The 24,927-nt window shown below is 70.6% G+C and carries 22 protein-coding genes; 8 read left to right on the top strand and 14 right to left on the bottom strand.

Annotated features, from left to right (window positions below):
- Positions 1-5: 5 nt before the first annotated feature.
- From SACCYDRAFT_RS15850 to SACCYDRAFT_RS15830, 5 genes are all read right to left on the bottom strand, one after another.
- Positions 6-1,310, bottom strand: coding sequence for a BNR-4 repeat-containing protein (locus tag SACCYDRAFT_RS15850; RefSeq protein ID WP_005457598.1), 1,305 nt, complete (start codon positions 1,308-1,310; stop codon positions 6-8).
- Between the two features lie 377 nt (positions 1,311-1,687).
- A complete protein-coding gene (locus SACCYDRAFT_RS15845) occupies positions 1,688-3,892 on the bottom strand; it encodes an MMPL family transporter (protein WP_005457597.1) in 2,205 nt (734 codons plus the stop codon).
- A gap of 92 nt (positions 3,893-3,984) precedes the next feature.
- A complete protein-coding gene (locus tag SACCYDRAFT_RS15840) occupies positions 3,985-4,581 on the bottom strand; it encodes a TetR/AcrR family transcriptional regulator (RefSeq protein WP_005457596.1) in 597 nt (198 codons plus the stop codon).
- Between the two features lie 108 nt (positions 4,582-4,689).
- A complete protein-coding gene (locus SACCYDRAFT_RS15835) occupies positions 4,690-6,078 on the bottom strand; it encodes a GntP family permease (protein WP_005457595.1) in 1,389 nt (462 codons plus the stop codon).
- Positions 6,079-6,129: 51 nt separating this feature from the next.
- Positions 6,130-6,651, bottom strand: a complete 522-nt coding sequence (locus SACCYDRAFT_RS15830) for a gluconokinase (RefSeq protein ID WP_005457594.1) — start codon at positions 6,649-6,651, stop codon at positions 6,130-6,132.
- Positions 6,652-6,745: 94 nt separating this feature from the next.
- Between SACCYDRAFT_RS15830 and SACCYDRAFT_RS15825 the strand changes: the two genes are divergently transcribed.
- Positions 6,746-7,462 (top strand): FadR/GntR family transcriptional regulator, encoded by a 717-nt coding sequence (locus tag SACCYDRAFT_RS15825; RefSeq protein WP_005457593.1) that lies wholly within the window; start codon positions 6,746-6,748, stop codon positions 7,460-7,462.
- A 22-nt stretch (positions 7,463-7,484) separates the two neighbouring features.
- On the opposite strand, the gene SACCYDRAFT_RS15820 is transcribed toward SACCYDRAFT_RS15825, so the two are convergent.
- On the bottom strand, positions 7,485-9,041 hold the full coding sequence (locus SACCYDRAFT_RS15820) for a GMC family oxidoreductase (RefSeq protein WP_005457592.1): 1,557 nt from the start codon (positions 9,039-9,041) through the stop codon (positions 7,485-7,487).
- 200 nt (positions 9,042-9,241) lie between these two features.
- On the opposite strand from SACCYDRAFT_RS15820, the gene dxs reads away from it, so the two are divergent.
- Genes dxs through SACCYDRAFT_RS15805 form a run of 3 tightly spaced genes read left to right on the top strand, consistent with a single transcriptional unit; the run spans position 9,242 to position 13,060 of the window.
- Positions 9,242-11,179, top strand: a complete 1,938-nt coding sequence (dxs, locus tag SACCYDRAFT_RS15815; RefSeq protein WP_005457591.1) for a 1-deoxy-D-xylulose-5-phosphate synthase — start codon at positions 9,242-9,244, stop codon at positions 11,177-11,179.
- Between the two features lie 49 nt (positions 11,180-11,228).
- Positions 11,229-11,924 carry a response regulator transcription factor gene (locus SACCYDRAFT_RS15810; RefSeq protein ID WP_005457590.1) on the top strand — a complete coding sequence of 232 codons (696 nt, stop codon included), beginning with the start codon at positions 11,229-11,231 and terminating at the stop codon, positions 11,922-11,924.
- Positions 11,921-13,060 carry a sensor histidine kinase gene (locus SACCYDRAFT_RS15805; protein ID WP_005457588.1) on the top strand — a complete coding sequence of 380 codons (1,140 nt, stop codon included), beginning with the start codon at positions 11,921-11,923 and terminating at the stop codon, positions 13,058-13,060. The genes SACCYDRAFT_RS15810 and SACCYDRAFT_RS15805 overlap by 4 nt, the downstream gene beginning before the upstream one ends.
- A 2-nt stretch (positions 13,061-13,062) precedes the next feature.
- Here the strand turns inward: SACCYDRAFT_RS15805 and SACCYDRAFT_RS15800 are convergent, their stop codons facing one another.
- The 3 genes from SACCYDRAFT_RS15800 to SACCYDRAFT_RS15790 all read right to left on the bottom strand — a co-directional run bounded on the left by SACCYDRAFT_RS15800 (position 13,063) and on the right by SACCYDRAFT_RS15790 (position 16,156).
- The gene (locus SACCYDRAFT_RS15800) at positions 13,063-14,304 is read right to left on the bottom strand and encodes a ribonuclease D (RefSeq protein WP_005457586.1); all 1,242 of its coding nucleotides are present in this window, start codon (positions 14,302-14,304) and stop codon (positions 13,063-13,065) included.
- A 67-nt stretch (positions 14,305-14,371) separates the two neighbouring features.
- Positions 14,372-15,088 (bottom strand): response regulator transcription factor, encoded by a 717-nt coding sequence (locus tag SACCYDRAFT_RS15795; RefSeq protein WP_005439383.1) that lies wholly within the window; start codon positions 15,086-15,088, stop codon positions 14,372-14,374.
- Positions 15,089-15,601: 513 nt separating this feature from the next.
- Positions 15,602-16,156: a DUF3000 domain-containing protein gene (locus tag SACCYDRAFT_RS15790; RefSeq protein ID WP_005457585.1), complete on the bottom strand. Its 555-nt coding sequence runs from the start codon at positions 16,154-16,156 to the stop codon at positions 15,602-15,604.
- Between the two features lie 79 nt (positions 16,157-16,235).
- Here SACCYDRAFT_RS15790 and hemE point away from each other — a divergent pair, with 79 nt between their 5' ends.
- Genes hemE through hemQ form a run of 3 tightly spaced genes read left to right on the top strand, consistent with a single transcriptional unit; the run spans position 16,236 to position 19,451 of the window.
- Positions 16,236-17,315: a uroporphyrinogen decarboxylase gene (gene hemE / locus SACCYDRAFT_RS15785; protein ID WP_005457584.1), complete on the top strand. Its 1,080-nt coding sequence runs from the start codon at positions 16,236-16,238 to the stop codon at positions 17,313-17,315.
- Positions 17,312-18,754 (top strand): protoporphyrinogen oxidase, encoded by a 1,443-nt coding sequence (gene hemG, locus SACCYDRAFT_RS15780; protein ID WP_005457583.1) that lies wholly within the window; start codon positions 17,312-17,314, stop codon positions 18,752-18,754. The genes hemE and hemG overlap by 4 nt, the downstream gene beginning before the upstream one ends.
- A 4-nt stretch (positions 18,755-18,758) precedes the next feature.
- On the top strand, positions 18,759-19,451 hold the full coding sequence (gene hemQ, locus SACCYDRAFT_RS15775; protein WP_005457582.1) for a hydrogen peroxide-dependent heme synthase: 693 nt from the start codon (positions 18,759-18,761) through the stop codon (positions 19,449-19,451).
- A 51-nt stretch (positions 19,452-19,502) separates the two neighbouring features.
- On the opposite strand, the gene msrB is transcribed toward hemQ, so the two are convergent.
- The 5 genes from msrB to SACCYDRAFT_RS15750 all read right to left on the bottom strand — a co-directional run bounded on the left by msrB (position 19,503) and on the right by SACCYDRAFT_RS15750 (position 23,975).
- On the bottom strand, positions 19,503-19,928 hold the full coding sequence (msrB, locus tag SACCYDRAFT_RS15770; RefSeq protein ID WP_005457581.1) for a peptide-methionine (R)-S-oxide reductase MsrB: 426 nt from the start codon (positions 19,926-19,928) through the stop codon (positions 19,503-19,505).
- 10 nt (positions 19,929-19,938) lie between these two features.
- Entirely contained in the window at positions 19,939-20,238 is a 300-nt protein-coding gene (locus SACCYDRAFT_RS15765; protein WP_005457580.1) for a hypothetical protein, read from the bottom strand.
- Between the two features lie 45 nt (positions 20,239-20,283).
- Positions 20,284-21,753, bottom strand: a complete 1,470-nt coding sequence (locus SACCYDRAFT_RS15760) for a serine/threonine-protein kinase (RefSeq protein WP_052309201.1) — start codon at positions 21,751-21,753, stop codon at positions 20,284-20,286.
- Positions 21,754-21,924: 171 nt separating this feature from the next.
- A complete protein-coding gene (locus SACCYDRAFT_RS15755) occupies positions 21,925-22,635 on the bottom strand; it encodes a TVP38/TMEM64 family protein (RefSeq protein ID WP_005457578.1) in 711 nt (236 codons plus the stop codon).
- Between the two features lie 38 nt (positions 22,636-22,673).
- Positions 22,674-23,975 carry an AMP-binding protein gene (locus SACCYDRAFT_RS15750; protein ID WP_005457577.1) on the bottom strand — a complete coding sequence of 434 codons (1,302 nt, stop codon included), beginning with the start codon at positions 23,973-23,975 and terminating at the stop codon, positions 22,674-22,676.
- A gap of 66 nt (positions 23,976-24,041) precedes the next feature.
- On the opposite strand from SACCYDRAFT_RS15750, the gene SACCYDRAFT_RS15745 reads away from it, so the two are divergent.
- Positions 24,042-24,926, top strand: a complete 885-nt coding sequence (locus SACCYDRAFT_RS15745) for an endonuclease/exonuclease/phosphatase family protein (RefSeq protein WP_005457576.1) — start codon at positions 24,042-24,044, stop codon at positions 24,924-24,926.
- The last annotated feature ends 1 nt before the right edge of the window (position 24,927 follow it).

Genomic DNA, 24,927 nt, shown 5'->3' with positions numbered 1-24,927 from the left:
GGACGTCACAGCGCGAACGGCTCACCGTCCTCGCCGAGTGCCATGATGCGAGTCCGGAAGTCGGTGTAGCTGGGGTACTCGCCCGCCATCCACAGCACGCTCATGGGGCCGTTACCGCGCAGTCCCACGGGCTTGAAGGGACGGACATTGAGTTCGGTGGAGTTGCTGGTGATCGGCTCCACCGACCAGGTGCGGCCACCGTTACGTGTGGTCCAGCGCTCCACCTCGTGCCGTTGTCCCGGACGCTGCCGGGACAGCAGGACCACGGACGGGTCCTCGTGGTCGAGTGACACCCCGCCGGAGTAGTTGGGTTCTCCCGGGTCGCCGCTGATGGTGCCGCCCGCAGCGGTGATCCGGTGGTTCTCCCACCGTTGTCCGGTCCAGCGCGCGTAGTGATACCGGTGGTCGTCGTCGGTGGGGAAGTTCGCGTAGACGATCACCGGCCTGCCGCGCTCGTCCGCCGCGATCTCCCAGACCCAGGCCTTGGGATTACCGCCGGTGTCCGCGTCGTACACCTTGTCGGCCTCGCTCGGGTTCACGGGGAAACCGAGCGGGCCGATCAGGCCGCCGTCGGCGCGGTAGAGGTTCCCGCCCCGGTAGTACATGTAGTAGATGCTGGTGTGCACGTCGCGGGGGTGTGCCTGGGTGAACGCGAAGTGGATGGTGTCCCGGCCGTCGGAGTGCATCTTCACGTAAGGCCGCTCACCCGGAACGAAGACGAGGGGCTGCGCGTCCGTCCACCGGTCGCCCCCGGTCGTGGTGGTGAAGTACGGGTTGAAGTCGCCACCCCTCCAGAAGAGGTACAACTTGCCGGGCTCGGCGCTGAGCTGGGCCAGGTTCGTGTAGGTCCACCCGTACGGACCCTCGGAGTTGGTCGTGATGGCCCGCAGGGGCTCCCACCCTCCACCGATGTCCTCCGGCAGAACGGAGCGACGGTAGAGCAGAGGGATGTTCGTGGCGTGCCCGGTCCAGAACACCACAACCCGACCGTCGGGGCGGATGCACACGGCCGGGTTGTTGTGGTCGTCGACCGGGAAGTGCTCCATCACGACCGATTTGGTGAGCTTCCCGCTGTCGTGGTCGTACTGGGCGACCACCACCTCGCCCGCCGCGGTGAGGTAACCGAGGTAGGTGCGTCGGTGGCGCTCCTCGTGGTACAGCGCCCTGGGACCGCCGAACCAGCACCAGGCTCCGCTGTCGGCCACGGGTACGGGAGCCGCCGCCGAAGCTGTGCCCGCGGCCCCCAGCAGGGGGACGGCTCCGAGAGCGCCGGCGATACCGAGAGCCTTCCGTCTGGTGAGTCCGGACATCGCGAAAGCCTTCCTGTCGATCGCCGATGAACTTTGAAAGCGCTTTCTGATCTCAGGCTAGTGTGCGCTGCGGTGGTGTCAATGCGGCACCTGGAGTAGCACGACGCGTCCTGTGCCACCGAGAACAGGGCAACGGGCCGGTCCGTGGGGTCGTCCGCGAGTGGCGCTCCCGCCCGGGTCGGTAAGTCCCCGGAACGAGTCCTCCGGCGACTCCGGGCGAGGCGCCACCCCCAACATGGAGTGGGGCCCGGCCCGGCCTCCCCCTGGAAAGCCGGGCCGGGCCCCGGGTGCCGCACCGCGGTCGGCCCCGTGCGCCGCGGTGTGGCCGAGGTCCGTGCTTCGCCCCCCGAAGGCGGACCCCGTCCGTCGGCGGGCCGTCAGGAACGGCTGCCGACGGGTTCCTTCGTGTCCTCGTCCACTTCGGCGAGTCGCCGCTGCAGGCGTTCTCCCTCGACGTCCACGTTGGGCAGTACCCGGTCCAGCGGACGGGGGAGCCACCACGCGGCCTTGCCGAGTACGGCCAGTACCGCGGGCACGATGGCCATGCGGACCACGAAAGCGTCGAACAGCACGGCGATCGCCAGACCGAACCCGATCATCTTGATCATGGATTCGGACGAGCCGACGAAGCCCGCGAACACGCTGATCATGATCAGCGCGGCGGCGGTGACCACCCGGGCTCCGTGTCGGAAGCCGGTGACGATCGACTCCTGCGGGCTCTCGCCGTGGACGTAGGCCTCCCGCATCCGCGTGACCAGGAACACCTCGTAGTCCATCGCTAACCCGAACACGAGGCCGACCAGAAAGATCGGCATGAGGCTCATGATCGGACCGGTCTGTTCCACGCCGAAGAGGTCGGCGAGCCAACCCCACTGGAAGACCGCCACCACGGCCCCCAGCGCGGCGATGACCGACAGCAGGAACCCGAGTGCGGCCTTGAGCGGCACGAGAACGGACCGGAAGACGATCACCAGCAGGACGAAGGCGAGCCCGACCACGAGGATCAGGTAGGGCAGCAGGGCGTCGTCGAGCTTCTGCGAGACGTCGATGCCCATCGCGGTCTGGCCGGTGACGAGCACCCGTGCGCCGGTGGAGTCGGTGATGTCGCCCGCCTCGGCGCGAATCGCGTGAACCAGGTCCTCGGTCTCGACGCTGCTCGGGGCGGACAGGGGAATGACCGTGATCATCGCCGTGTCGCCGGCCTGGTTGAACGTGGCCGGGGTCGCGGCCGCGACGTTGTCGAGTTTCTGCAGCGCCGCACCGGTGGCCTCGGCCGCGGCCTGCGGGTCCTCGCTGTCGCGGGCGTCGACGGTGACCACGAGCGGTCCGTTGGTTCCCGGGCCGAAGCCCTCCGCGATGAGGTCGTACGCCCTGCGTTGACTGGTGTCGACGGGCTTGGAGCTGTCGTCGGGCAGCCCCAGTTGGAGGTCCGTCGCCGGAACCGCGATCACCCCGAGGCCCGCGACACCGATGAGCAGCACGGCAACCCGGTGGCGGAGGACGAAGTGGGCCCAGCGGGTGCCCGCGCCGGGCCTGCCCGCTCCCTCGGCGGTAGCGCCGTCCTTACGTTGCTTGCGCGGCAGGATGCGCGTGCCTGCCAGACCGATCAGAGCCGGGATGAGGGTCAGGGCGACGAGCACGGCGAGCACGACCGCGCCGGCGGCGGCGAGACCCATCTTCGTGAGGATGGGGATGTTGACCACGGCGAGCCCGGCCAGCGCGATGACCACGGTGAGACCGGCGAAGACGACGGCCGACCCGGCTGTGCCGGTCGCACGCCCGACGGCGTCCAGCGGCGCGTGACCTTCCGCGAGTTCGGCGCGGTACCGGGACACGATGAACAACGAGTAGTCGATGCCCACGGCGAGGCCGATCATCGTGGCCAGGATCGGCGTCGTGCTGTCGAGTTCCAGCGTCTGGGTGAGCACCGTGATGACGGACACGCTGATCCCGACACCGACGAGCGCGGTGGCCAGCGGCAGCCCGGCTGCGACGAGCGAGCCGAAGGTCACCAGCAGGACGACGGCGGCGATGATCACACCGATGACCTCGGTGGCACCGGTCTCCGGGAGAGTCATCAGCGCGTCGCCGCCGATCTCCACGGTCAGTCCGGCGTCACGCCCGGCGTCGGCGGCCGCTTCCAACGCACCGCGCGTGCCGTCGGTGAGGTCGAGTGCCGAGCCGTCGTAGGTGACCTGCGTGTAGGCGATGGTGGCGTCGCGGTTGACGGTCCCCGCCTGGAACGGGTCCACGGCCTGCTGGACCTGTGATCCCTGGGCCAGGTCGGCGACGATGTCACCGACGACGGCCCGGTTCCCCGGGTCGGTGAGCTTCTCGCCGTCGGGGGCCTGGAAGACCACCCGCGCGGTGGCCCCGTCCGGGGCGCTGCCGGGGAAGCGTTCCTCCAGCAGCTCGAACGCCTGCTGGGCCTCCGTGCCGGGGATCGAGATCGTGGTGGAGGCCGTCGAGGACGAGGTCGCGGCGGCGCCGCCCGCTGCGGCGAGCACCAGTATCCAGAGCACGGCGACCAGGCCACGTCGCCGGAAGGCGAAGCGGCCGAGCCGATACAGCATCGTGGCCATGCGGGGAGAACTCCTGGTCGGTCGGTGGGGACGGGAAGTGGGGCGGCGAAGGCCCCGGTACCCCGTTCGGGGTACCGGGTGGGAACAGCGGGTCAGGAGATACCGAGGGCGGGGAAGACCACCGCTGCGAGGTAGCCCTCCATGTACTCGGCGTCGACGTCCTTGTTCTCGATGAGCCGACGGGTGCCGAAGGCCCCGAGGATCAGGTGCACGATGTAGTCCTTCGCCGGGTTGTCGGGAGCCAGCTCGCCCCGTTCGATGGCCCGGTTCACCACGGCGTCCAGCGACTCCAGCCCGGGCCGGATGTGGAGTTCGTGGAGGGCCTCCCACAGTTGGGTGTCCTTGGTCACGGCGTGTGCCAAACCGTTGAGCAGAGCCGTGTCCTCGGTGGCGTGGGCGATCAGCTCGTGCAGCATCTGGCGCAGGTCGCCTGCCAGGGAACCGGTGTCCACGTCCGTGGGTGACGTGCCCGCGAGGTGCCGCAGGGCGGTCGCGACGAGCTTCGGTTTGCTCTCCCACTGCCGGTAGAGGGTCGCCTTGCTCGCCTTGGTCCGGGCCGCGACGGCGTCCATGGTCAGGGCTTCGTAGCCGTGTTCCCGGACGAGATCCACCACGGCGGTGAAGAGCTCCCGCTCGCGTTCCGGGGTGAGCCGGGTGCGGCGGGGTGGTGCCGACGGCTGTGCGGACATGCTGGACTCCATACGGAAACGAAACTGTTTCGTACAGATGCCAGTGTAGCCAGGGACCCCGCGGTCCAAACCGAGCGACCCCGCCGGTGACGGCGGGGTCGCTCGTGATCAAGCCAGAAGGTACAGCAGGGACGCCAGACCGAATCCGACGAGACCGATGGTGGTCTGCATGACGGTCCACGTCTTGAACGTCGTCTTGACGTCCATCTGGAAGAACCGGCCGACGAGCCAGAAGCCGGAGTCGTTGACGTGACCCGCCGTCACCGATCCGGCGGCGAGTGCCAGCACGATCGCCACGACCTCGACGGAGTTGAAGCCGCCGCCGAGCACGAGCGGCTGTACCAGACCGGCGGCCGTGGTGAGGGCGACGGTGGCCGAGCCCTGCGCGATCCGCAGCACCGTGGCGATGACGTAGGCGGCCACGATCACCGGAAGCCCGAGGTCCGACAGGGCGCTGGACAGCGCGTCACCGATACCGCTGGCTCGCAGCACGCCGCCGAACATGCCTCCGGCGCCGGTGATGAGGATGATCGAGCACACGGGGCCGAGCGCGGAGTCCAGCAACCGCTCCACCACGTCCTTGCCCCGCCCGCGCCGGGTGCCCAGCACGTACATCGCGACGAAGACGGTGATCAGCAGCGCCACCGGGGTGGAACCGAGGGCGACGAGGACGTCGAACCAGCCTGCCTCGGCGTCGAGCCATCCCGCGTCGGCCGCGGTGGTCAGGCCGGTGTTGGCGAAGATCAGCACCAGCGGCAGCAGGAGCAGTGCGATGACCGTCCCGGAACTCGGCGGCTCGGTGTTCGCGTCGCTGTCGGGGTCGCTGCCGCGCAGGATGTCGGGAACGGGCAGCACGATGCGCTTGCCCACCCACACGCCGTAGAGGTAGCTGGTGAGGTACCAGGTGGGGATCGCGAGCAGCACAGCGAAGGCGATGACCAGGCCCACGTCGGCTCCCAGCAGGGTGCTCGCCGCGACGGGGCCGGGGTGCGGCGGCACGTAGATGTGCATGACCGAGAACGCGCCGGCCGCGGGAAGGCCGTAGACCAGCACGCCGCCGCCGAGCCTGCGGGCCACCGAGAAGATGATCGGCAACATGACCACGAGGCCGGCGTCGAAGAAGATCGGGAAGCCGAAGAGCAGCGATGCGATGCCGAGCGCCAGCGGAGCGCGTTTCTCGCCGAACCGCCGGATCAGTGCGTCGGTGAGTGACTGTGCCCCGCCGCTCACCTCCAGCAACCTGCCCAGCATGGCGCCGAGGCCGACCAGCAACGCCACGCTGGCCAGTGTCGAGCCGAACCCGTCCGTGAGCGTGTCCACGACCTGGTCGGCGGGGATGCCGGTGGCGAACGCGGTCGCCAGGCTGACCGCCACGAGTGCCAGGAAGGCGTGCACCCGCAGGGTGATGATGAGCAGCAGCAGGACGACGACCGCGCCCGCGGCGATGCCCAGTAGTGGGCCCGCGCCGAGGGTCTGCGTCCACTCGTCGGTGTTCATCCGAAAGCTCCGTTGCTGTCGCGGTGGGTGGGGGAAGGGACCTGCCGGGACCTACCGTTGCGGCCCGGCGTGGAGGCCGAGCCGCTCGAGAGCGGTCGCGGCGATGCGTTGCGGGGGCTGTCCGAGGTCGACGGTGACGCCGTCCTCGTCGGCGCCCAGCGGTTCGAGGTCGCCGAACTGGGAGTCCAGCAGGGAGGACGGCATGAAGTGGTCCGACCGGACGGACAACCTCTCCATGATCAGAGTTGCGCTGCCCGCGAGGTGCACGAACCGTACCCGGGCGCGGGCCTGCCGGAGGATGTCGCGGTAGGCCCGCTTCAGTGCCGAGCACGTGACGACGGTGCTCTCGTTCGACTCGGCGCGCTCGGTGATCCAGTCCCGCAGCGAGGCGAGCCAGGGTGCCCGGTCGGTGTCGGTGAGTGGGATGCCCGAGGACATCTTCTCGATGTTGGCGGGCGGGTGGAACTCGTCGGCTTCGGCCATCGGCCAGCCGAGTTCGTCCGCGAGGCGCCGGGCGATGGTGCTCTTGCCCGCGCCGGACACTCCCATCACCACCAGGCAGGTGGCACTCATGACGCTCCTCGATCAAAGGTATTACTTTTAGCGGCGAAAGATAGCACCATTTGCGGGGCAGTGTGAAGGCGCGGCATCGGGATAGGCTCGGCACGTGAGTGTTGAGCCGGAGGTGGGGGCGGAGGTCCTGCACAACACAGTGCTGGACACGATCGGTTCGGACATCACCAGCGGCGAACTCGCCTGCGGTGACGTGCTCACCCTCGACCGGATCCAGGAGCGGTTCGGCGTCTCCCGTACGGTCGCCCGCGAGAGCATGCGCGTCCTGGAGTCGATGGGCCTGGTGCGCTCCCGCAGACGCGTCGGCATCACCGTGCAACCCCGGTCGAGCTGGAACGTGTTCGACCCGAGGGTCATCTGGTGGCGGCTCTCCGGCCCCGGCCGCGACGAGCAGTTGCGGTCGCTCACCGAACTGCGGATCGCGGTGGAGCCGCTCGCGGCCGCCGCGGCGGCGCGCAGCGCGTCGGCCGCCGAGCGCGCCGAGGTCGTCGGCCTGGCCGCGGAGATGCGCGAGCTCGGCGAGGCGGGCAGGCTCGACGAGTTCATGGAGCGGGACGTCGCCTTCCACACGCTGTTGCTGCGGGCGTGCGGCAACGAGATGTTCGGGGCGCTCTCCGACGTCGTCGCCGCGGTCCTGCGCGGCCGCACCCACCTCGGCCTCATGCCGCACCAGCCCGTGCCCGAGGCGCTCGACCTCCACGAACGCGTCGCGGCCTCGGTGGCGCGGGGCGAGCCTGCTGCCGCCGAGGCGGCCATGACCGAGCTACTGGCGGAGGTCCGGGACGCGATGCTGCCGCTGTGGCGGCGTTGACACCGCGGTCCCCGGCCTGGCCTCATCGCCCCTTGGCGTCCTCGACGATCATGTCCGCGGCCTTCTCCCCGATGGCCATGGTGGTGATGCACGGGTTGACCGCCACGAGGAACGGCATCGCCGACCCGTCCGCCACCCGCAGCCGCTCCACGCCGCGCACGCGCAGGCGCTCGTCCAGCGGAGCGAGCGGATCGTCGGCCGGGCCCATCTTCACCGTGCACGACGGGTGGTACACCGTGTTGTGGGTCTTGACGATGTAGTCGGCGAGCTCCTCGTCGGTCTCCGCCTCCGGGCCCGGGGCGATTTCCGCGCCCGCCCACTCCCGCATCGCGGGCTGCCCCACGATGCGGCGGGCCATCCGGATGCCGTACGTCATCACCCGCATGTCGTGCGGGTCGGTGAAGTAACGCGGGTCGACCTTCGGCCGGTCGCGGAAGTCGGGGGTGCGCAACTTCACCGTGCCGGTGGACCGTGCCCGCGTCACGTTGGGGGTGAGGCAGAAACCGTTCTCCGTGGTCGGGTAGCCGTGTCGAAGCGTGTTGAGGTCGAAGGGCACCGAGCCGTAGTGACACATCAGGTCCGGGCGGTCCAGGCCGGGCTGGGTGGTGGTGAAGATGCCGATCTCCCACCACTGCGTCGACTCGCTCACCATCGGTTTGCGGGCCTCCCACTGGACCAGACCCTCGGGGTGGTCCTGGAGGTTACGGCCGACCCCGGGGGAGTCCACGAGCACGTCGATGTCGAAGCCCGCGAGTTCCTCGGCGGGGCCGATGCCGGAGAGCTGGAGCAGCTTCGGGGTGTCGATGGCGCCGCAGCTCACCACCACCTCGCCGCGCGCGACCACGTGTTCACTGTGGACGAGATCCTCGGTGAGGATCTCCACACCGGTGCAGCGCAGCCCGTCGAAGGTCAGCCGCTTGGCCCGCACCCCGGTGCGCACTTCCAGGTTGGACCGCTTGCCCAGCACGGGATGCAGGTAGGACACCGACGACGACGCCCTGGTGCCGTCCTCGAACGCGTTGATCTGGAACCAGTTGGCTCCGTTGGTCACCGTGGTGCCGGAGTTGAACTCCGCCCTGGGGATGCCGGCCTGCTCACAGGCCTCCAGCAGCGCCACACCCGCCGGATCGTGAGGCGGGACCGAGCGGATGCGCACCGGCCCGCTCCGGCCGTGGTGGTCACCGGGTCCGTCGTTGTTCTCCAGCTCGCGGAACAGGGGGAAGACGTCGGCGGCGGACCATCCTGGCAGACCCAGTGACGCCCACTCGTCGAGGTCCTCCGCGGGAGCCCAGAACGCGATGCACGAGTTGTGCGAGGAGCAGCCCCCGAGCACCTTCGCTCGCGCGTGCCGCAGGAAGGAGTTGCCGTTCTCCTGCGGCTCCACGGGGTAGTCCCAGTCGTATCCGGACTCCAGCAGCGCCATCCACCGGTCGAGCCGCAGGATCGCGTCCTCGTCCACATCGGAGGGGCCCGCCTCCAGTAGACAGACCGAGGTGTCCGGGTCCTCCGACAGCCGGGCCGCGACGACCGCCCCAGCCGTGCCACCCCCGACGACGACGTAATCGAATTCCCGTGGCATGGGGTTCCCTCTCGTCCGCTCGCCTCGTGGGACTTCCGGAGCCGCGGCACGGGAGCGCAACGCCGTCCCTGCCGCTACGAGACCAGTATCCGGCGGACCGGGCTCCGCGGCAGCGCTTCGCCCGAAAGTGGGCTGCGTTCGAAGACCTCCCTAGACTAAGCAGAACGAGGCAGCGAGAACGACGGCGAGCGAGGTGGAGTGTGACGTTGCTGGAGTCCGTGCACGGGCCGGCTGACCTCAAACGAATGGACCACGACCAGTTGGGCGTGCTGGCAGGGGAGATCAGGGATTTCCTCGTGGAGAAGGTGCGCAGGGCGGGCGGTCATCTCGGACCCAACCTCGGTGTCGTGGAGGTCACCCTGGCGGTGCACCGGGTGTTCGACTCACCGAAGGACGCCTTGCTCTTCGACGTGGGACATCAGTCGTACGTGCACAAGATCGTCACAGGCCGGCACCGCGATTTCGGCCGGCTGCGTCAGCAAGGTGGCATCGCCGGGTACCCGGCGCGTGCGGAGAGTGAGCACGATTTCATCGAGAACAGCCACGCCTCCACCGCCCTGTCGTACGCGGACGGGCTGGCGAAGGCGTACCAGCTCGCCGGTCTCGGCAGGCACGCCGTGGCGGTCGTCGGTGACGGCGCGCTGACCGGCGGCATGTGCTGGGAGGCGTTGAACAACATCGCCGCCGACCCCGAGCGTCCCGTCGTCATCGTCGTCAACGACAACGGCCGTTCGTACTCGCCGACCATCGGAGGGTTCGCCGAGCACCTCGCGTCGCTGCGCCTGCGCCGCGGGTACGAACGCCTGCTCGACGGGGGCAAGGAACTCCTGCAGAACACCCCGGTCGTGGGCAAGCCGCTCTACACCGCCCTGCACGCGGCCAAGGCCGGTATCAAGGACGCGCTCAGCCCGCAGGTCATGTTCTCCGACCTCGGCCTCAAGTACATCGGCCCGGTGGACGGGCACGACCTGGTGGCGCTCGAGAAGGCGCTGCAGAGCGCCAAGGCGTACGGCGGCCCGGTGATCGTGCACGCCGTCACCGAGAAGGGCCACGGTTACGCGCCCGCGGTGAACCACCAGGCCGACCAGATGCACCAGACCGACCCGATCGACCCGCAGACCGGCAAGCCGCCCGCCAAGGGCCCGAGCTGGACTTCGGTGTTCGGCGACGAACTCGTCAAGATCGGTGCGGAGCGCGACGACGTGGTGGCCATCACGGCGGCCATGCTGCGTTCCACGGGTCTGCACTCGTTCGCCGAGGCCTACCCCGACCGCTGGTACGACGTCGGCATCGCCGAGCAGCACGCCGTCACCTCCGCCGCCGGGCTGGCGATGGGCGGGCTGCACCCCGTCGTGGCCGTGTACTCCACCTTCCTCAACCGCGCGTTCGACCAGGTGCTCATGGACGTGGCGCTGCACCGCCTGCCCGTGACGCTCGTGCTCGACCGCGCGGGCATCACGGGACCGGACGGGCCCAGCCACCACGGCATGTGGGACCTGTCGCTGCTCGGCATGGTGCCGGGCATGAGGGTGGCCGCGCCCCGGGACGCGCAGACGTTGCGTGAGGAGCTGCGCGAGGCCGTCGAGGTCTCCGACGGTCCCACCGCGCTGCGGTTCTCGAAGGGCGGCGTCGTGGAGTCGGTGCCTGCCGTCGACCGCGTCGGGAGTGTGGACGTCCTGCGGAGCGACGAGCGGCGTGACGTGCTGCTCGTGGCCGTGGGCGCGTTCGCCCGGCTCGGGCTCGCCGCCGCCGACCGGCTGGCCGACCAGGGCATCGGTGTCACGGTCGTCGACCCGCGTTGGGTGCTGCCCGTTCCCGGGGAGCTGGTGTCGCTCGCGGAGTCCCACCGGCTGGTCGTCACGCTCGAGGACAGCGGGCGGCACGGCGGCTTCGGCTCGGCGATGGCCGCCGCCCTGCGCGACGCCGACTGCGACGTGCCGCTGCGCGACCTCGGCGTGCCTCAGCGGTTCCTGGAGCACGGCACGCGCGAGGAGGTGCTGGCCGGCATCGGCCTCACCGCGCAGGACGTGGCACGCAGGGTCACGGAGTGGGCCGCGGGCAGGCTCGGTGACGCTGCACAGGCCACCGAGGACGTGAAGGAGCCCGCGGAAGAGGCGGTGGACACACCCCGTGAATAGCGGTGTGCGCCATCAGATTTCTCTCAGGTGACTGTGACACGGTGTTCACGTGCGCGTATTGGTAGTAGAGGACGAGGCGCCGTTGGCCGAGGCGGTCGCGCGCGGCCTGCGGCGTGAGGGGATGGCGGTCGACGTCGCGTTCAACGGTGACGAGGGCCACGAGAAGGCGTCCGTCACCCGTTACGACGTGGTGGTGCTCGACCGTGACCTGCCCGGCATGTCGGGTGACGACCTGTGCCGGGAGATCGTGACGTCGGGTGAGCTGACCCGGGTGCTCATGCTCACGGCGAGCGGTTCGGTGTCCGACCGCGTCGAGGGACTCTCCCTCGGGGCCGACGACTACCTCGCCAAACCCTTCGCGTTCCCGGAGCTGGTGGCGCGGGTGCGGGCGCTGGGCCGCAGGGCCACGCCCGCCACCCCGCCGGTTCTCGTGGCCGCCGACGTGGAGCTGGACCCGGCCAAGCGCACGGTCCACCGCTCCGGGCGCCTGGTCGAACTCACCCGCAAGGAGTTCGGCGTCCTGGAGGTGCTGCTGTCGGCCAAGGGCGCCGTGGTGAGCAGCGAGGAACTGCTCGAACGCGTCTGGGACGAGAACGCCGACCCGTTCACCACCACGGTCCGCGTCACGGTGATGACGCTGCGCAAGAAGCTCGGTGAGCCCGGCATCATCGAGACCGTGGTGGGTTCGGGTTACCGGGTGCCCGGTGCGGGCTCCTCGGCGGAGTCTGCTTCGCTGGATCGGTGATCCGCCGCACCGGTCTCCCCGCGCGAACGCTCCGCGCCCGCATCACCGTGCTCGCGACCTCGCTCGTCGCCGTCGTGAGTGTGGTGCTGTTGTGGTTGGCGTGGCGGCTCGTCGGCGACTCGGTCGCCGCGGTGCCCCAGTTGCCGCCGGGCACACTCGTGCGGGTGGACGGCGTCGACGTGGAGGCGTCCGTGCTCGCCGACCACCTGCGGGAACAGGCGCGGGAACGGATGGTGGCAGCGGGGCTCACCGCGTTCGTGTTCGTGGTGATGGCCGCGAGCATCCTCGCGTGGACGTTGACCTCGCACGTGCTGCGCCCGCTGCGGGAGATCACCGACACCGCTCGGCGGCTGTCGGTGGAGTCGATGGGCGAGCGTATCGGCGACGTCGACAGCCGGGACGAGCTGGCCGAACTCGCCCACACCTTCGACGCCATGCTCGACCGCCTTCAGGCGGCCTTCGACGCCCAACGGCACTTCGTGGCCAACGCGAGCCACGAGCTGCGCACCCCGCTGGCGGTCATCCGTACCGAACTGGACGTGACGCTGTCCGACGACGAGGCCGACGAGACGGAGCTGCGTCGCATGGCGGGGGTGGTGCGCGACGCGACCGATCGCGCGGAGCGGCTCGTGAACTCGTTGCTGCTTCTCGCCCGCACCGACGGCGCGGAACTCGCGATGACCGAGCGCGTGGACCTGGCCGACGTCGTGGACAGCGCCTGGCGGGCGGTCCGGGTGAGTGCCGAGAGCAAGGGCGTCACGGCCCGGTTCGATCTCACCGGGGCGGTGACGGCAGGCGACCCGGCACTGCTGGAACGCGTCGCCGGGAACCTGTTGGAGAACGGCGTCACCCACAACGTCGAGAACGGGTGGATCGAGGTCACCGTGCGTCCGGGAGACGGCTCGTGGGTGGCGCTCACGGTGCGGTCGTCCGGAGGTGTCATCGAACCCGAGGCCGTGGCCGGGTTGTTCGAGCCGTTCCGCAGGGCGGGCGTCGCGCGCACCGCCCGCACCGGTGCGGGTCTGGGGCTGTCGATCGTCCAAGCGGCCGTGCGTGCCCACGGGGGCTCGGTGCGTGCCGAACCCGTGTCCGGTGGCGGGCTCGCCGTCGAGGTGCTGTTGCCCGCCGCCCGATGACCTCAGGCGCGGGCGCGCAGGGCGGTGCCGAGGGCCTCGGCGGTCAACTCCACCTGCCACGGCCTGGCGCCACCTTTCGCCAGGACCGTCGCCACGGATTCCCGCGAGGTGTCCGAGGGCGGGCGCCAGCAGGTGCGACGCACGAGATCCGGCAACAGCAGGTTCTCCACGGGCAGCCGGTGCCGTTCCGCGATGTCGGCCAGCGCCGTCCGCGCGGCGGCGAGCCGGGCCGCCGCGTCCGGGTCCTTGTCGGCCCAGCGGTTCGGCGGTGGCGGCCCGTCGTGGGAGACGGCGGTACTCGGCAGTTCCGCGTCGGGCAGGGTTCGGGCGAGCTGCAGTTGCCTGAGCCAGCGGGAGGTGTGCCGCCGCTGGACACGGCCACCGAACACCGGGAGCTTCTGAAGGTCGGCCGGGGAGCGCGGATCGGCGAGCACGGCGTTGATGATCGCGCTGTCGGGCAGGATGCGGCCGGGTGCCCGGTCCCGCTTGCGGGCCAGCTCGTCCCTCGCTTCCCACAGGGCTCGCACGGCGGCAAGGCCACGAGCGGTGCGGATCTTGTGGATTCCCGAGGTACGGCGCCACGGTTCCGAACGCGGGCCCGGTGGTTCGGCCGTGCGGACGGCCTCGAACTCCTGCAATGCCCACTCCAGCTTGCCCGACGCGGCCAGTTCGGCTTCGAGCTTGTCGCGCAGCGGGACGAGCAGCTCCACGTCGAGTGCCGCGTAGTTCAACCAGTCGACCGGCAGCGGGCGGCGCGACCAGTCGGCGGCACTGTGGCCTTTCTCCAGCCGGTAGCCCAACAGTTCCTCGACCAGCGTGCCCAGCGCCACGCGCTGGTACCCCGCGAGCCTTCCCGCGAGCTCGGTGTCGAACAGTGCCGGTGGATGCAGCCCCAACTCGGCAAGGCAGGGCAGGTCCTGCGACGCCGCGTGCAGGACCCACTCGGCGTCCTTCATCACCTCGGCCAGCGGTGCGAGGTCGTCGCGAAGGGGGATGGGGTCGATCAGAAACGTGCCGGCCCCCTCGCGCCTGATCTGGACCAGGTAGGCCTTCGGCCAGTACCGATAGCCGGAAGCCCGTTCGGTGTCCACGGCGAGCGCGCCGCTGCCCTCGGCCAGCCGGGCGCACGCCGCACGCAACGTGCCGGGATCGGCGATGACATCGGGGGTGCCTTCGGCCGGTTCCGTCAGCGGAAGAGGCGCAGAGGCGCCCGGCGTGCCGGAGCCTTGATCTGCGTTGTCCACGTCTGTGAACCCTACGGGACGGGTCTACCGCGCCTGGTTCGCCCGCCCCGTAGGGCCCCGAAACGGACTAGCGGATGACGCCCGCGCGCATGGCCAGCGCGACCATCTGCGCCCGGTCGCCGGTGCCGAGCTTGCGCCCGATCCGCGACAGGTGGGACTTCACCGTCAACGCGGACAGACTGAGCTCCTCACCGATTTCCTTGTTCGACTGGCCGTCGGCCACGAGTTGGAGCACCTCGACCTCGCGAGCGGACAGCTCACGCGGCGTGTTGTCGGTGCCCGCCACCCGGGTTCCGGTGGCCAGGACGGGGGCGACGCTGGGATCGGCGTAGACGCCGCCCTCCAGCACCCTCCGCACGCCGTCGGTGACCACCACCGGCGACGCGGACTTCAGCAGATACGCCTGCGCGCCCGCCTGGAACGCCGAACGCACGGCGTACGGGTCGTCGGACGACGCGAGGACCACGACACGGAGCCAGCCACTGCTGCGAAGCTCCGTGACCAGTTCGATACCGCTGCCATCCGGCAGCCCGAGGTCGAGGATCGCGAGGTCGCACGGCCCAGTCGCGGCCGCCCTCGCTCTCGCCTCGGCGACGGTCGCGGCCTCGTGGACCGTGCCCGCGCCCATCTGCGCAAGTCGTGCGGCGATCGCCTCCCTCAACAGTGGGTGGTCGTCGACCACCAACACAGAAAACAGTTCCTCCCGCGGGTGCGGGACCATGCTCGCCGGCAACGAGCCGGCTGGCGTGGATCGGACGGCCTGAGTAAAGCCGACGGCAGCCACGTCACTACCTCCCTGGAGTCGGTCGTGCCCCCCGACCGGCACCGGGACTTTCGGCCAATCAGCCGCGCCAGCTTTAGACCGAAAGTGGTGTCGTCGAAAGCACTCTAGCCGCCCAGGTGGGTCAGTGGGGACATTCACCGCGGATCTGTCCCTATCGGGTAACAGCTCACCGTCGCTTCTATAGCGCATTCGGGTTCTTGTACGGAAAGTGGTTAACGGCTTGCACAGCGTGGACGATGTAGAGAAGTTCCCGATCGCCGGACGCCCGTGCATTTGACCCGTGCAAAGGTGTCGCAGAAGTTCCGCGAACGGCTTTCCGCGCGGGCTGGACCGGGCGAGGCGGCCTGGTGAGAACGCGCGAAACCGCCGAAACCACCGTCTTCTCTCACGCTAGGGAAGGGTTGCAAACGAAAAGAAGTTGCCTCCGAACACCCGTCCGTGGACCTTCGACGCCACGGCGAAACGGTTTCCGGTGAATGGAGGCGAACAGCACCACGAGCGGTCCCGAGAGGTTCAGTCACCGCGCCGCTGACCGAACACGGTCACCCCGACCGGCGGCAGGCCCGCGTAGTGCGACAGCGCCATCGAGAAGGCCTCGCCGTGCGGCCGGAGGTCGGTGCTCGTCGGTGTCCACGACGCGCGGAGCTCGATGTCGTCGGTGCGGGTCGACTCCGCGATGTCGCCGAACCGAGCCGAGGACGTCTCGGTGACCGTGCCGCCCAACGCGGTCCAGGACGCCCCCGTGGCGTCGAGCGCGTCGGTGAGCCACGACCAGCCGACGTCGGGCAGGAACGGGTCGGTGGCGAGTTCGGCGTCGAGTTCCGCCCGCATGTAGACCACGAGCCGGAACACGCCGTTCCAGCCCTCCTGGCCTCTCGGGTCGTGCAGGAGCACGAGCCGCCCCATCGCGGGCACGTCGCCGGGTCCGGTGGTCTCCGCTGCGAGGGCGAACGCCCACGGTGCCAGGCGCTGCGGAGCCTTGATCGTTTCCAGGGTCACCTCCGGCCGCGGGGTCACGGAGCGCAACGCGGCAACGGCGGCACGGAACTCGTCGGGCGCCTCGGTCATCGCGGTCACCACTCGACTGTAAGGTGCACCGCTGCCCGTCCGTGGACAGGCGCGCCGGGGACAGGGCCTCGGGAGCGGCATGGCACGATTGTTGGTGATGACAACTTCTTCTCCGTCGGCCCGTCGCGCCCTTACCGACGCGCCGTTCCTCGTCGCCGCGCGGGGCGAGAAGCCCGCGCACGTGCCCGTGTGGTTCATGCGTCAGGCCGGACGGTCCCTTCCGGAGTACCGGCGGCTCCGCGAGGGCGTTCCCATGCTGAGCGCCTGCTTCGATCCCGAGATGCTGGCGGAGATCACGATCCAGCCCGTCCGCAGGCACGGCGTGGACGCCGCGATCCTGTTCAGCGACATCGTGGTCCCGCTGCACGCCGCGGGCGTGGACATCGACATCGTGGCGGGCACCGGACCCGTCGTCGCGAACCCGATCCGGTCGCGTGCCGACGTGGAGGCCCTCCCCGAGCTCGACCCCGAGCAGGTACGCCCGGTCACCGACGGCGTGCGGCTGCTCCTGGAACAGCTCGGTGGGACACCGCTCATCGGTTTCGCCGGTGCTCCGTTCACCCTCGCGTCGTATCTGATCGAGGGAGGGCCCAGCAAGCACCACGCCCGTACGAAGGCGCTCATGCACGGTGATCCCGAGCTGTGGCACGCCCTCGCGGGCGCGCTCGCGCGGATCACACTGTCGTTCCTGCGTGCGCAGCTGGACGCCGGAGTGGACGCCGTGCAGCTCTTCGACTCCTGGGCCGGGGCGCTGTCGGCGCGTGACTACCGCGAGTTCGTGCTGCCGCACTCGGCCACGGTGCTGGAAGGCGTGGCCGACTACGGTGTGCCGCGCGTCCATTTCGGCGTGGGCACGGCGGAGTTGCTTCCGGACATGCGGGACGCGGGCGCCGACGTCGTGGGTGTGGACTGGCGGCTGCCGCTCGACGAGGCCGCGCGCAGGCTCGCCGTGCCCGGCCGGCCCGATCCGGTGGTGCAGGGCAACCTCGATCCCGCCCTGCTGGCGGCGCCGTGGCCGGTGATCGAGGCGGAGGTGCGTCGCATCGTCACCGAGGGCCGAGCCGCGGGCGGACACATCTTCAACCTCGGCCACGGGGTCCTCCCCGACACCGACCCGGGCGTGTTGACGCGCGTCGTGGAGCTGGTGCACAGCCTGTGACCGGGAACGGGGAAGCCGTGGGGCAGGACCGGCCGCGCCACGTGGTCGTGGTCGGTGCGGGTGTCGCCGGTCTCAGCGCCGCGTGGCGGCTCCGCGCCGAGCTCGGTGCCGACGCGCGGATCACGGTCTGCGACGCGGCGTCCGTGCCCGGCGGCAAGATCAGGACCGTGGAACTCGCCGGACGCCGGTTCGACGTGGGCGCGGAAGCCGTGCTCGCCCGCCGCCCCGAAGCGATGGCGCTCATGCGCGAGGCAGGGCTCGGTGACCAGGTGGTGCACCCCACGGCCGCGTCCGGCTCGGTGCGTGCGCTCGGTCGGACGCTGCCGCTGCCCAAGGGCACGGTGATGGGAATCCCGGCGTCCGCGGAGGCCGTGGCCGGGCTGTTGTCCCCCGAGGGAGTCCGTGCGGTGGCCGAGGAACCGGACGCACCGGCGTTGACCCTGCCCGAGCACGACGTCTCCCTGGGCGGACTGCTGCGCCGGCGGTTCGGCGACGAGGTCGTCGACCGACTCGTGGACCCGCTCCTGGGCGGTGTCTACGCGGGCGGCGCGGACGGCCTCGGACTGCGGGCCACGCTGCCCGCGGTGGCCGCCGCCGTGGACGCGGGTGCGTCGTCGCTCACCGAGGCCGCGGCGAGCACGTTGCCGCGACGGCCGAGCACGGAACCGGTGTTCGCCACACTCCGGGGCGGGCTCGGCGGGCTCGTCGACCGGCTCGTGGAGGGAAGCGCCGCCGAACTGCGGCTCGGGCAGCCCGTACGGGAGCTCCACCGGCGTCCCGGCGGCGGGTGGCGACTGAGGCTCGGGGCCGCGGCGGCGGCTCACGCCCCGCCCGACTCGGACCTGGAGGCCGACGCGGTGGTGCTGGCGGTCCCGCCGCCCGCGGCGAGCCGGTTGCTCGCCTCCGTCGCTCCCGACGCCGCCGCCGCGTACGGGGAGATGGAACTCGCCTCGATGGCGGTGGTCGCGCTGGCGCTACCGGAGGGCACCGAACTCCCGCCCACGTCGGGCGTGCTGATCGGGGAACGCGAACGCCGCTCGGACGGCAACCGGTTCACCGCGAAGGCGTTCACGTTCTCGGCGCGGAAGTGGGCACACCACGGTGAGGAGGGCGGGCCCCTGCTGGTCCGCGGCTCCGTCGGCCGGTTCGGCGAGACCCGCTCGCTGCAGGTGACCGACGACGACCTCGTCGCGCGGGTGCGGTCGGACCTGGCCGAGCTGACGGGCGTCACCGCCGAGCCGGTGGACGTCCACGTCATGCGCTGGGGTGGGGGACTACCGCAGTACGGCGTGGGCCACACCGAGCGCGTCGCGCGGATCGAACACGCCGTCGCGCGGCTCGACGGACTCGCGGTCGCGGGCGCCGCGCTGCACGGTGTGGGCGTCCCCGCATGTGTGGCCACCGGAACAGCCGCGGCGCTGCGCGTGGTGGGACGATAGAGACATGGCGCGGTTGAACTACGACGAACTGAACAACACCATTCGTTACACGGCGTGGTCCGTCTTCCGGGTCGAGCCGGGCAGGCTCGGCGACGACCGGGGGCAGGCGGCCTCGGAGACCACCGACTACCTCGACGCCCTCGAGGGCAAGGGAGTCGTCGTGCGTGGTGTGTACGACGTGTCCGGCCTGCGGGCCGACGCCGACTACATGATCTGGTGGCACGCCGAGGAGGCCGAGCAGGTGCAGGCAGCCTACACCGGCTTCCGCCGCACGCCGCTGGGCCGCGTCTCGACGCCCGTGTGGAGCCAGTTCGCGCTGCACCGTCCCGCCGAGTTCAACAAGAGCCACATCCCCGCCTTCCTCGCAGGGGAGGAAGCGCGCAAGTACGTGTGCGTGTACCCGTTCGTGCGTTCCTACGAGTGGTACCTGCTGCCGGACGCCGAACGGCGCGCGATGCTCGCCGCCCACGGCAAGGAGGCTCGCGACTACCCGGACGTGCGCGCGAACACGGTGGCGTCCTTCGCCCTGGGCGACTACGAGTGGATTCTCGCCTTCGAGGCCGACGAGTTGCACCGCATCGTCGACCTGATGCGGCACCTGCGGGGCACCGAGGCGCGCAGGCACGTGCGCGTCGAGACCCCCTTCTACACGGGGACCCGCGTGCAGCCGGGCGAGCTGGTGCTCAACCTGCCGTGACGGGGGCACCGGGCCGCCGAGACCGTCCACGACGCCTCGGCGGCCCGGCCGTCAGTCTTCTGCGGGTACCAGGCGCAGCGCGATCGAGTTGATGCAGTACCGCTGGTCGGTGGGGGTGCCGTAGCCCTCGCCCTCGAAGACGTGCCCGAGGTGGCTGTGGCACGTGGCGCACAGCACCTCCGTGCGCACCATGCCGAGGGAGCGGTCCTCACGCAGCAGTACGGCGTCGGAGTCGGCCGGGTCGTAGAACGAGGGCCAGCCGCAGTGGCTTTCGAACTTCGTGTCGCTGCGGAACAACTCGGCCCCGCACGCCCGGCACTCGTACACCCCCGTGGTCTTGGTGTCGTTGTACTCACCGGTGAAGGGCCGTTCCGTGGCGGCCTGCCGCAGTACCGCGTACTCCTCGGGACTGAGCTGGGCGCGCCATTCCTGCTCGGTCTTGACGACCTTCGGTGTCGTTTCTGTGCCGGACTCCATGCGGTCCAGGCTACCCCGCGAGCCACGCGAGGAGATCGACCACGATGTCCCACGCGCTGACGATCACGCCGACGAGGATCAGGCAGACGATGAGCGCGGCGACCCACCAGCGCAACCCACCCGCGCGGTTGCTGCCCTCGGCGAAGTCCGCCACCCCGCGCAGGGAACCCTCGATGGTGAACGCGGGATCGCAGCGCTGCATGCGGTCCAGATGCTCGGCGAACGCCTGGGCCTCCGGGTCGTTCGGGTCGAGCCCGACGAGGTCGTCGTCGAAGCGGGGATGACGCTCGGAACCCGGGTTCTCGGCCATGTCTCCACGGTAAGCCACGTCGCGCCCGCCGCCACAGGGCGAATGTCAGAGCTGCTGGGAGGCGTTCTCGGGCCGAGGGTCGCTGTCGATCAGCAGCTCTCCATCGGCCTGCACGACACGTACGTAGACTTTTTGCCTACCGTTACCGAAGTCGACCTGGATCTCCATGTTGACCGAGCCGTCTTCGTTGTTGCGCTTCAAGTAGGCCCAGGCGCCCCACGCCCCGTTGCGCTCGTACCGCTCCCAGTACTCTTCATAGGCGTCCTGGTTTTCGAAGAGCGCTTGAGCCCCTGGGGTGAGCTTGTCCCAACTGTTCTTGGGGCCGTTGTGATAGTAGTACGTCATCAGCATGTCCCCGGCGCGACCCCAGTCGACCGTGCCTTCCGACTGCTGGGTCGTCGGCACAGTTTTCGAGCTCGGCGGGGCGGTGGGTGACTGCGACGTGCCGGGGCCTGCCTGCGGGTTCTCCTCGCCGCCGTTGTTGGTCAGCACGATCACCAGGCCCGCCGCGACGACGAGCACGACGGCGGCGACGGATCCGAAGACCAGGTTCTTGCGCGTGCCGCCACCCGAGGACGCGCTCGGCGCGGGTGAGGCACTCGCTACCGGTACGGCCGGTCTGGCCTGCGCCTGCGGGGCGGGTTCCGGGGAGGCGTCACGGCGCCACGGCGGTGGGCTCGCCGGGGCGGCCGGCGTGGCGGTCATCTCGCGCGTCTGTTCCTTCGGCGCCGGGGGCGCGACGGCCGTCGCGACGCCTGCCTGCCCGGAGGCCAGTTGGGCGAGTTTGTCGCGCGCCTCCGTCATGCTCGGCCGGTCCTCGGGCTCCGGGCTGAGCAACCGCATCAGCAGTGCGGTGGCGGGGCCCGCCTGCTGCGGTGGGTTGATCTTGCCGCTCGCGGCGGCGTACAGCAGCGCGAGCTGGTTGGTGTTGTCGCCGTACGGCGGAAGGCCCTCGATCGCGTGGTAGAGCGTGGCACCGAGGGCGAACACGTCCGAGCTGGGCTTCGGGTCGGCGCCTCTTGCCAGTTCCGGGGCGAGGTAGGCGGGGGTACCGCCGATGAGGCCGGTCTGCGTGAGCGTGAGATCGCCGGTGGCGCGCGAGATGCCGAAGTCGGTGATCTTGCAGACGCCGTTGTCGTCGATGAGGATGTTGCCCGGCTTGATGTCGCGGTGCACGATTCCGGCGCGGTGGGCGGCGATCAGCGCCGAGGCGACCTGCTCGCCGATCCGCGCGACCTCGGGAACCGGCAGCGTCTCGTGCTCGACGAGGACCGCCGACAGACTTCGTGACGGCAGGTACTCCATCACCAGGCACGGATCGCCCTCGTGCTCGGCGATGTCGAACACCACGATCGCGTTGGGGTGCTGGAAGCGGGCGGCGTTGCGTGCCTCGCGCATGGCGCGCAGCCGCATGGTGTCGCGCTCGGCGTCGGAGAGGCCGGGCTGCGCGATGATCTGTTTGATGGCGACGGAGCGTTCGAGGCGCTCGTCGATGGCACGCCACACGATGCCCATGGCACCGCTTCCGATGTGCTCGACGAGGCGATAGTGACCTGCGATCAATTGACCGGTGTTGATGGCACTACTCCTCGGTTACGTTCCGCGATCGTGACAAGCCTGTGTGTGCGGGAAAACTGTGATCTCCGCACTCGGATGAGTGTAGCGGTCCGGCTGCGGACGCCGACGTCAACCGCCGGGCGGTTCGGCGCTCGCCCTTTTCGTGTTCGCGTCCGTTTCCTCCGCCGTCTCAACGGTTTTTCCCTTCACCGGACCCACCGCCCTCAGTAGTCCCAACGCGCCGAGAACCGCGAATGTCGCGTAGCAGACGACCAGTGCGGGTGGCGTGGTTCCGGTGAGCGCGTCACCGAGCACGACCACCGCCACGGTGCCCGGCAGGCTGCCGACCGCCGTGCCCGCGAGGTAGGGCCGCAAGGGCAACGCCGAGACGCCGCAGAGGTAGCTGAGCGGAGCGAACGGCACGACGGGGATGAGTCGCAGCGACGCGACGGCCAGCGCACCGCCGTCCGAGAGCCGGTCGTTGACCGTCCTGACCGGCCTGCGGTGCAGGTGCCGCACCACCACGTCGCGGCCGAGCGACCGGGCGAGCAGGAAACCGAGCAGCCCGGACGACACCGTCGCCACCATCGCCACCGAGACGCCGACGAGTTCCCCGAAGAGCAGTCCCGCGGCGAGGTTGAACACGGTGCGGGGGACGGGCGCGGCCGTGAGCACGGCGTAGGCGGCGAAGAACGCCGCGACGCCCACGGCACCGAGGTCCTCGGCCCACTGGCGAACCTGCGCGGGCCCGGGAACCGGTACCAGCACGGCGACGACGGCGAGAGCGCCGAGGACGAGAAGTCCTACGAACACCTTGGCCGGCCTGCCCACGGCGACCACCGTAGACGACCGCCGGGGCGGCGCCGTGGTGTGGTGGGTCAGTCCCTGGTGTCCGCGGTGACCCGGCCGGTATGGCGCAGAGCACCGTCGGCATCGACGGTGCCCGCGTCACCCGTGCAGAACCAGCCGTCGGGTGTGCGGCGCTGGGTGAGCGCCTCCGGGTCGGCCAGGAAGGAATCGGCGACGAGGTGACCTCGCACCTGGATCTCACCGGGTGCGCCCGGAGCCACGGGCGTGCCCGTCGCGGGATCGACGACGCGCACCTCCACGCCGGTCCCCACCGGCCTGCCACCCGCCCGGCCGCGCGTCTCCGGCGCGGTGTCGCCGGGCCACAGTGCGGCTGGACAGCAGAGCTCCGGCGAGGAGTACATCGCCGTGGCGGTGAGGTCGAAGGCCCGCTCGGCCCGGCGCACCGCGTCCGGGGTGGAGGAGGGGGCGCCCACCACGCCGAGCCAGGTCCACGACGACACGTCCCTGGCCGTGGCCGGCACGGTCGGCGTGGTCGGCGTGGTCACGGTCAGGTCGGCGAGACCGACCACCAGTTCGGCGCCGGCGACGACGTGCGTGACGCCGAAGCGGGTCACGTCGGCGAGCACCACGGCCGGGGTCGGTGAGGGTTCCAGCAGGCAGGTGGCTCCGGCGACGACGGCGGCGAGCGCGAGGGAGAGCCACGCCGGTTCGTCCGGCGAGCACGCACACAGCACCACGTCGTCACCGCCCAGACCGAGCGCGTCGGCGGTGTCGCCGGCGTGCCTGAGGAGCGCGGACTCGCGGTGCGCCGCCAGCTCGGGCAGGAAGGCCACGGCGAGCTCGTCGCCGCGCACCTCCGGCATCGGCATCCCCACGGTGGGAGCGCTCGGTAGCCACGCGCCCGCTCCGACGTCGTACGGAGACGGGTCGACCGGCGGCACCCGGCCCGGCGCCGTCACGACGGCCACGGCCGGGACCGCGCCACCGAGCTGCTCGTAGCGGCGGACGGCGTCGTGCAGGGCAGAGCGTCCCGGCCCGGGATACGACGCGGCGACGACCTTGGGCCGCACCCGGCGCAGCACGTCGGCGAGCTCGTCCACCGAGCTGTCGGGACCAGCGCACACGACGTGCGCACCGAGGGACGCGGTCGCGATGTGCCAGTCCAGCACCGACGACCACGCGGGCAGCACGACGAGCACGCCGTCACCGCGTCCGACACCGGCCGTGGCGAGGTCGGCACGCAACTGCAGCGCGCGGCGCCACAGTTCCGAGCGACTGACATGCTGCGGGTGGTCGGGATCGGCGTCGATCGCGATGAGGGCGTGCGGGTCGAGCTTGGTCCGACCTGCGAGCAACGACAGAAGGTTCACCGAAGGTCAGCGAAACATCTGTCCGCGGTTCAGTCAAGACCACGGCGGTCGCACTATGGTCCAGACATGTTGACTTACCGTGTTCCCGCCAGTCCGTTCCGTGTCCGGCGACGCGCGTCGCTGGTCGGAGTCGTCGCCGCTGTCGTGACACTGCTGGGCACCCTGCTTTCCGCGCCCGCGTCGGCGGCGAACTCCTCCGCCCGGGTACTGCGTGTGATGAGCTACAACATCCACACCGGTATCGGCACCGACGGCAGGTCCGATCTCGGGCGGATCGCCGGGGCGATCCGTGACGCCGGAGTCGATGTCGTGGCGCTCCAGGAGGTCGACGTCCACTGGTCCGACCGCAGCGACCACGCCGACCAGGTCGCCGAACTGTCCCGCCTGACGGGCATGGCCGCCTACTTCGCGCCGATCTACGACCTCGAGCCCGCTCCGGGCCGCCAGGAGCGGCGTCGTTACGGCGTGGCCGTGCTGAGCCGCCACCCGATCCTGTCGGTCACCAACCACGAGATCACCCGGTGGTCCACGGTGGACCCGGACGCCGTACCGCAGCCCGCGCCGGGCTTCGCCGAGGTCGTCGTGTCGGTGCGGGGCAAGCCCGTCCACGTCTACAACACCCACCTGGACTTCCGGCCCGACCCCTCGGTGCGGCAGCGGCAGGTGACGGACACGCTGGACATCCTGCGCCAGGACCCGCCGGGCGCGCGCCAGGTGCTGCTCGGCGACTTCAACGCCGAACCCGCCGCGCCGGAGCTGTCGCCGTTGTTCGCGCACGTGCGCGACGCCTGGGGCGCGCGTGACGGCGGGCTCACCTTTCCGGCCGACGACCCGGTGAAGCGGATCGACTACGTCACCGTGGCGGGTCCGGTGCGCGCCCTCAATGCGTCCGTGCCCGCGCTGACGGCGTCGGACCACCGGCCCGTGGTCGCCACCCTGCTGCTGCGCTGAC

This window comes from Saccharomonospora cyanea NA-134, assembly GCF_000244975.1.
GTDB lineage: Bacteria > Actinomycetota > Actinomycetes > Mycobacteriales > Pseudonocardiaceae > Saccharomonospora > Saccharomonospora cyanea.
This window is presented reverse-complemented; position numbering and strand designations above follow the sequence as displayed.

What these genes read in the sequence shown, in the direction of transcription:
- SACCYDRAFT_RS15850 (WP_005457598.1), bottom strand. Translation starts at nt 1,310, where the DNA reads ATGTCCGGACTCACCAGACGGAAGGCTCTCGGTATCGCCGGCGCTCTC.
- SACCYDRAFT_RS15845 (WP_005457597.1), bottom strand. Translation starts at nt 3,892, where the DNA reads ATGGCCACGATGCTGTATCGGCTCGGCCGCTTCGCCTTCCGGCGACGT.
- SACCYDRAFT_RS15840 (WP_005457596.1), bottom strand. Translation starts at nt 4,581, where the DNA reads ATGTCCGCACAGCCGTCGGCACCACCCCGCCGCACCCGGCTCACCCCG.
- SACCYDRAFT_RS15835 (WP_005457595.1), bottom strand. Translation starts at nt 6,078, where the DNA reads ATGAACACCGACGAGTGGACGCAGACCCTCGGCGCGGGCCCACTACTG.
- SACCYDRAFT_RS15830 (WP_005457594.1), bottom strand. Translation starts at nt 6,651, where the DNA reads ATGAGTGCCACCTGCCTGGTGGTGATGGGAGTGTCCGGCGCGGGCAAG.
- SACCYDRAFT_RS15820 (WP_005457592.1), bottom strand. Translation starts at nt 9,041, where the DNA reads ATGCCACGGGAATTCGATTACGTCGTCGTCGGGGGTGGCACGGCTGGG.
- SACCYDRAFT_RS15790 (WP_005457585.1), bottom strand. Translation starts at nt 16,156, where the DNA reads ATGACCGAGGCGCCCGACGAGTTCCGTGCCGCCGTTGCCGCGTTGCGC.
- hemE (WP_005457584.1), top strand. Translation starts at nt 16,236, where the DNA reads ATGGCACGATTGTTGGTGATGACAACTTCTTCTCCGTCGGCCCGTCGC.
- hemQ (WP_005457582.1), top strand. Translation starts at nt 18,759, where the DNA reads ATGGCGCGGTTGAACTACGACGAACTGAACAACACCATTCGTTACACG.
- msrB (WP_005457581.1), bottom strand. Translation starts at nt 19,928, where the DNA reads ATGGAGTCCGGCACAGAAACGACACCGAAGGTCGTCAAGACCGAGCAG.
- SACCYDRAFT_RS15765 (WP_005457580.1), bottom strand. Translation starts at nt 20,238, where the DNA reads ATGGCCGAGAACCCGGGTTCCGAGCGTCATCCCCGCTTCGACGACGAC.
- SACCYDRAFT_RS15760 (WP_052309201.1), bottom strand. Translation starts at nt 21,753, where the DNA reads ATGGGCATCGTGTGGCGTGCCATCGACGAGCGCCTCGAACGCTCCGTC.
- SACCYDRAFT_RS15745 (WP_005457576.1), top strand. Translation starts at nt 24,042, where the DNA reads ATGTTGACTTACCGTGTTCCCGCCAGTCCGTTCCGTGTCCGGCGACGC.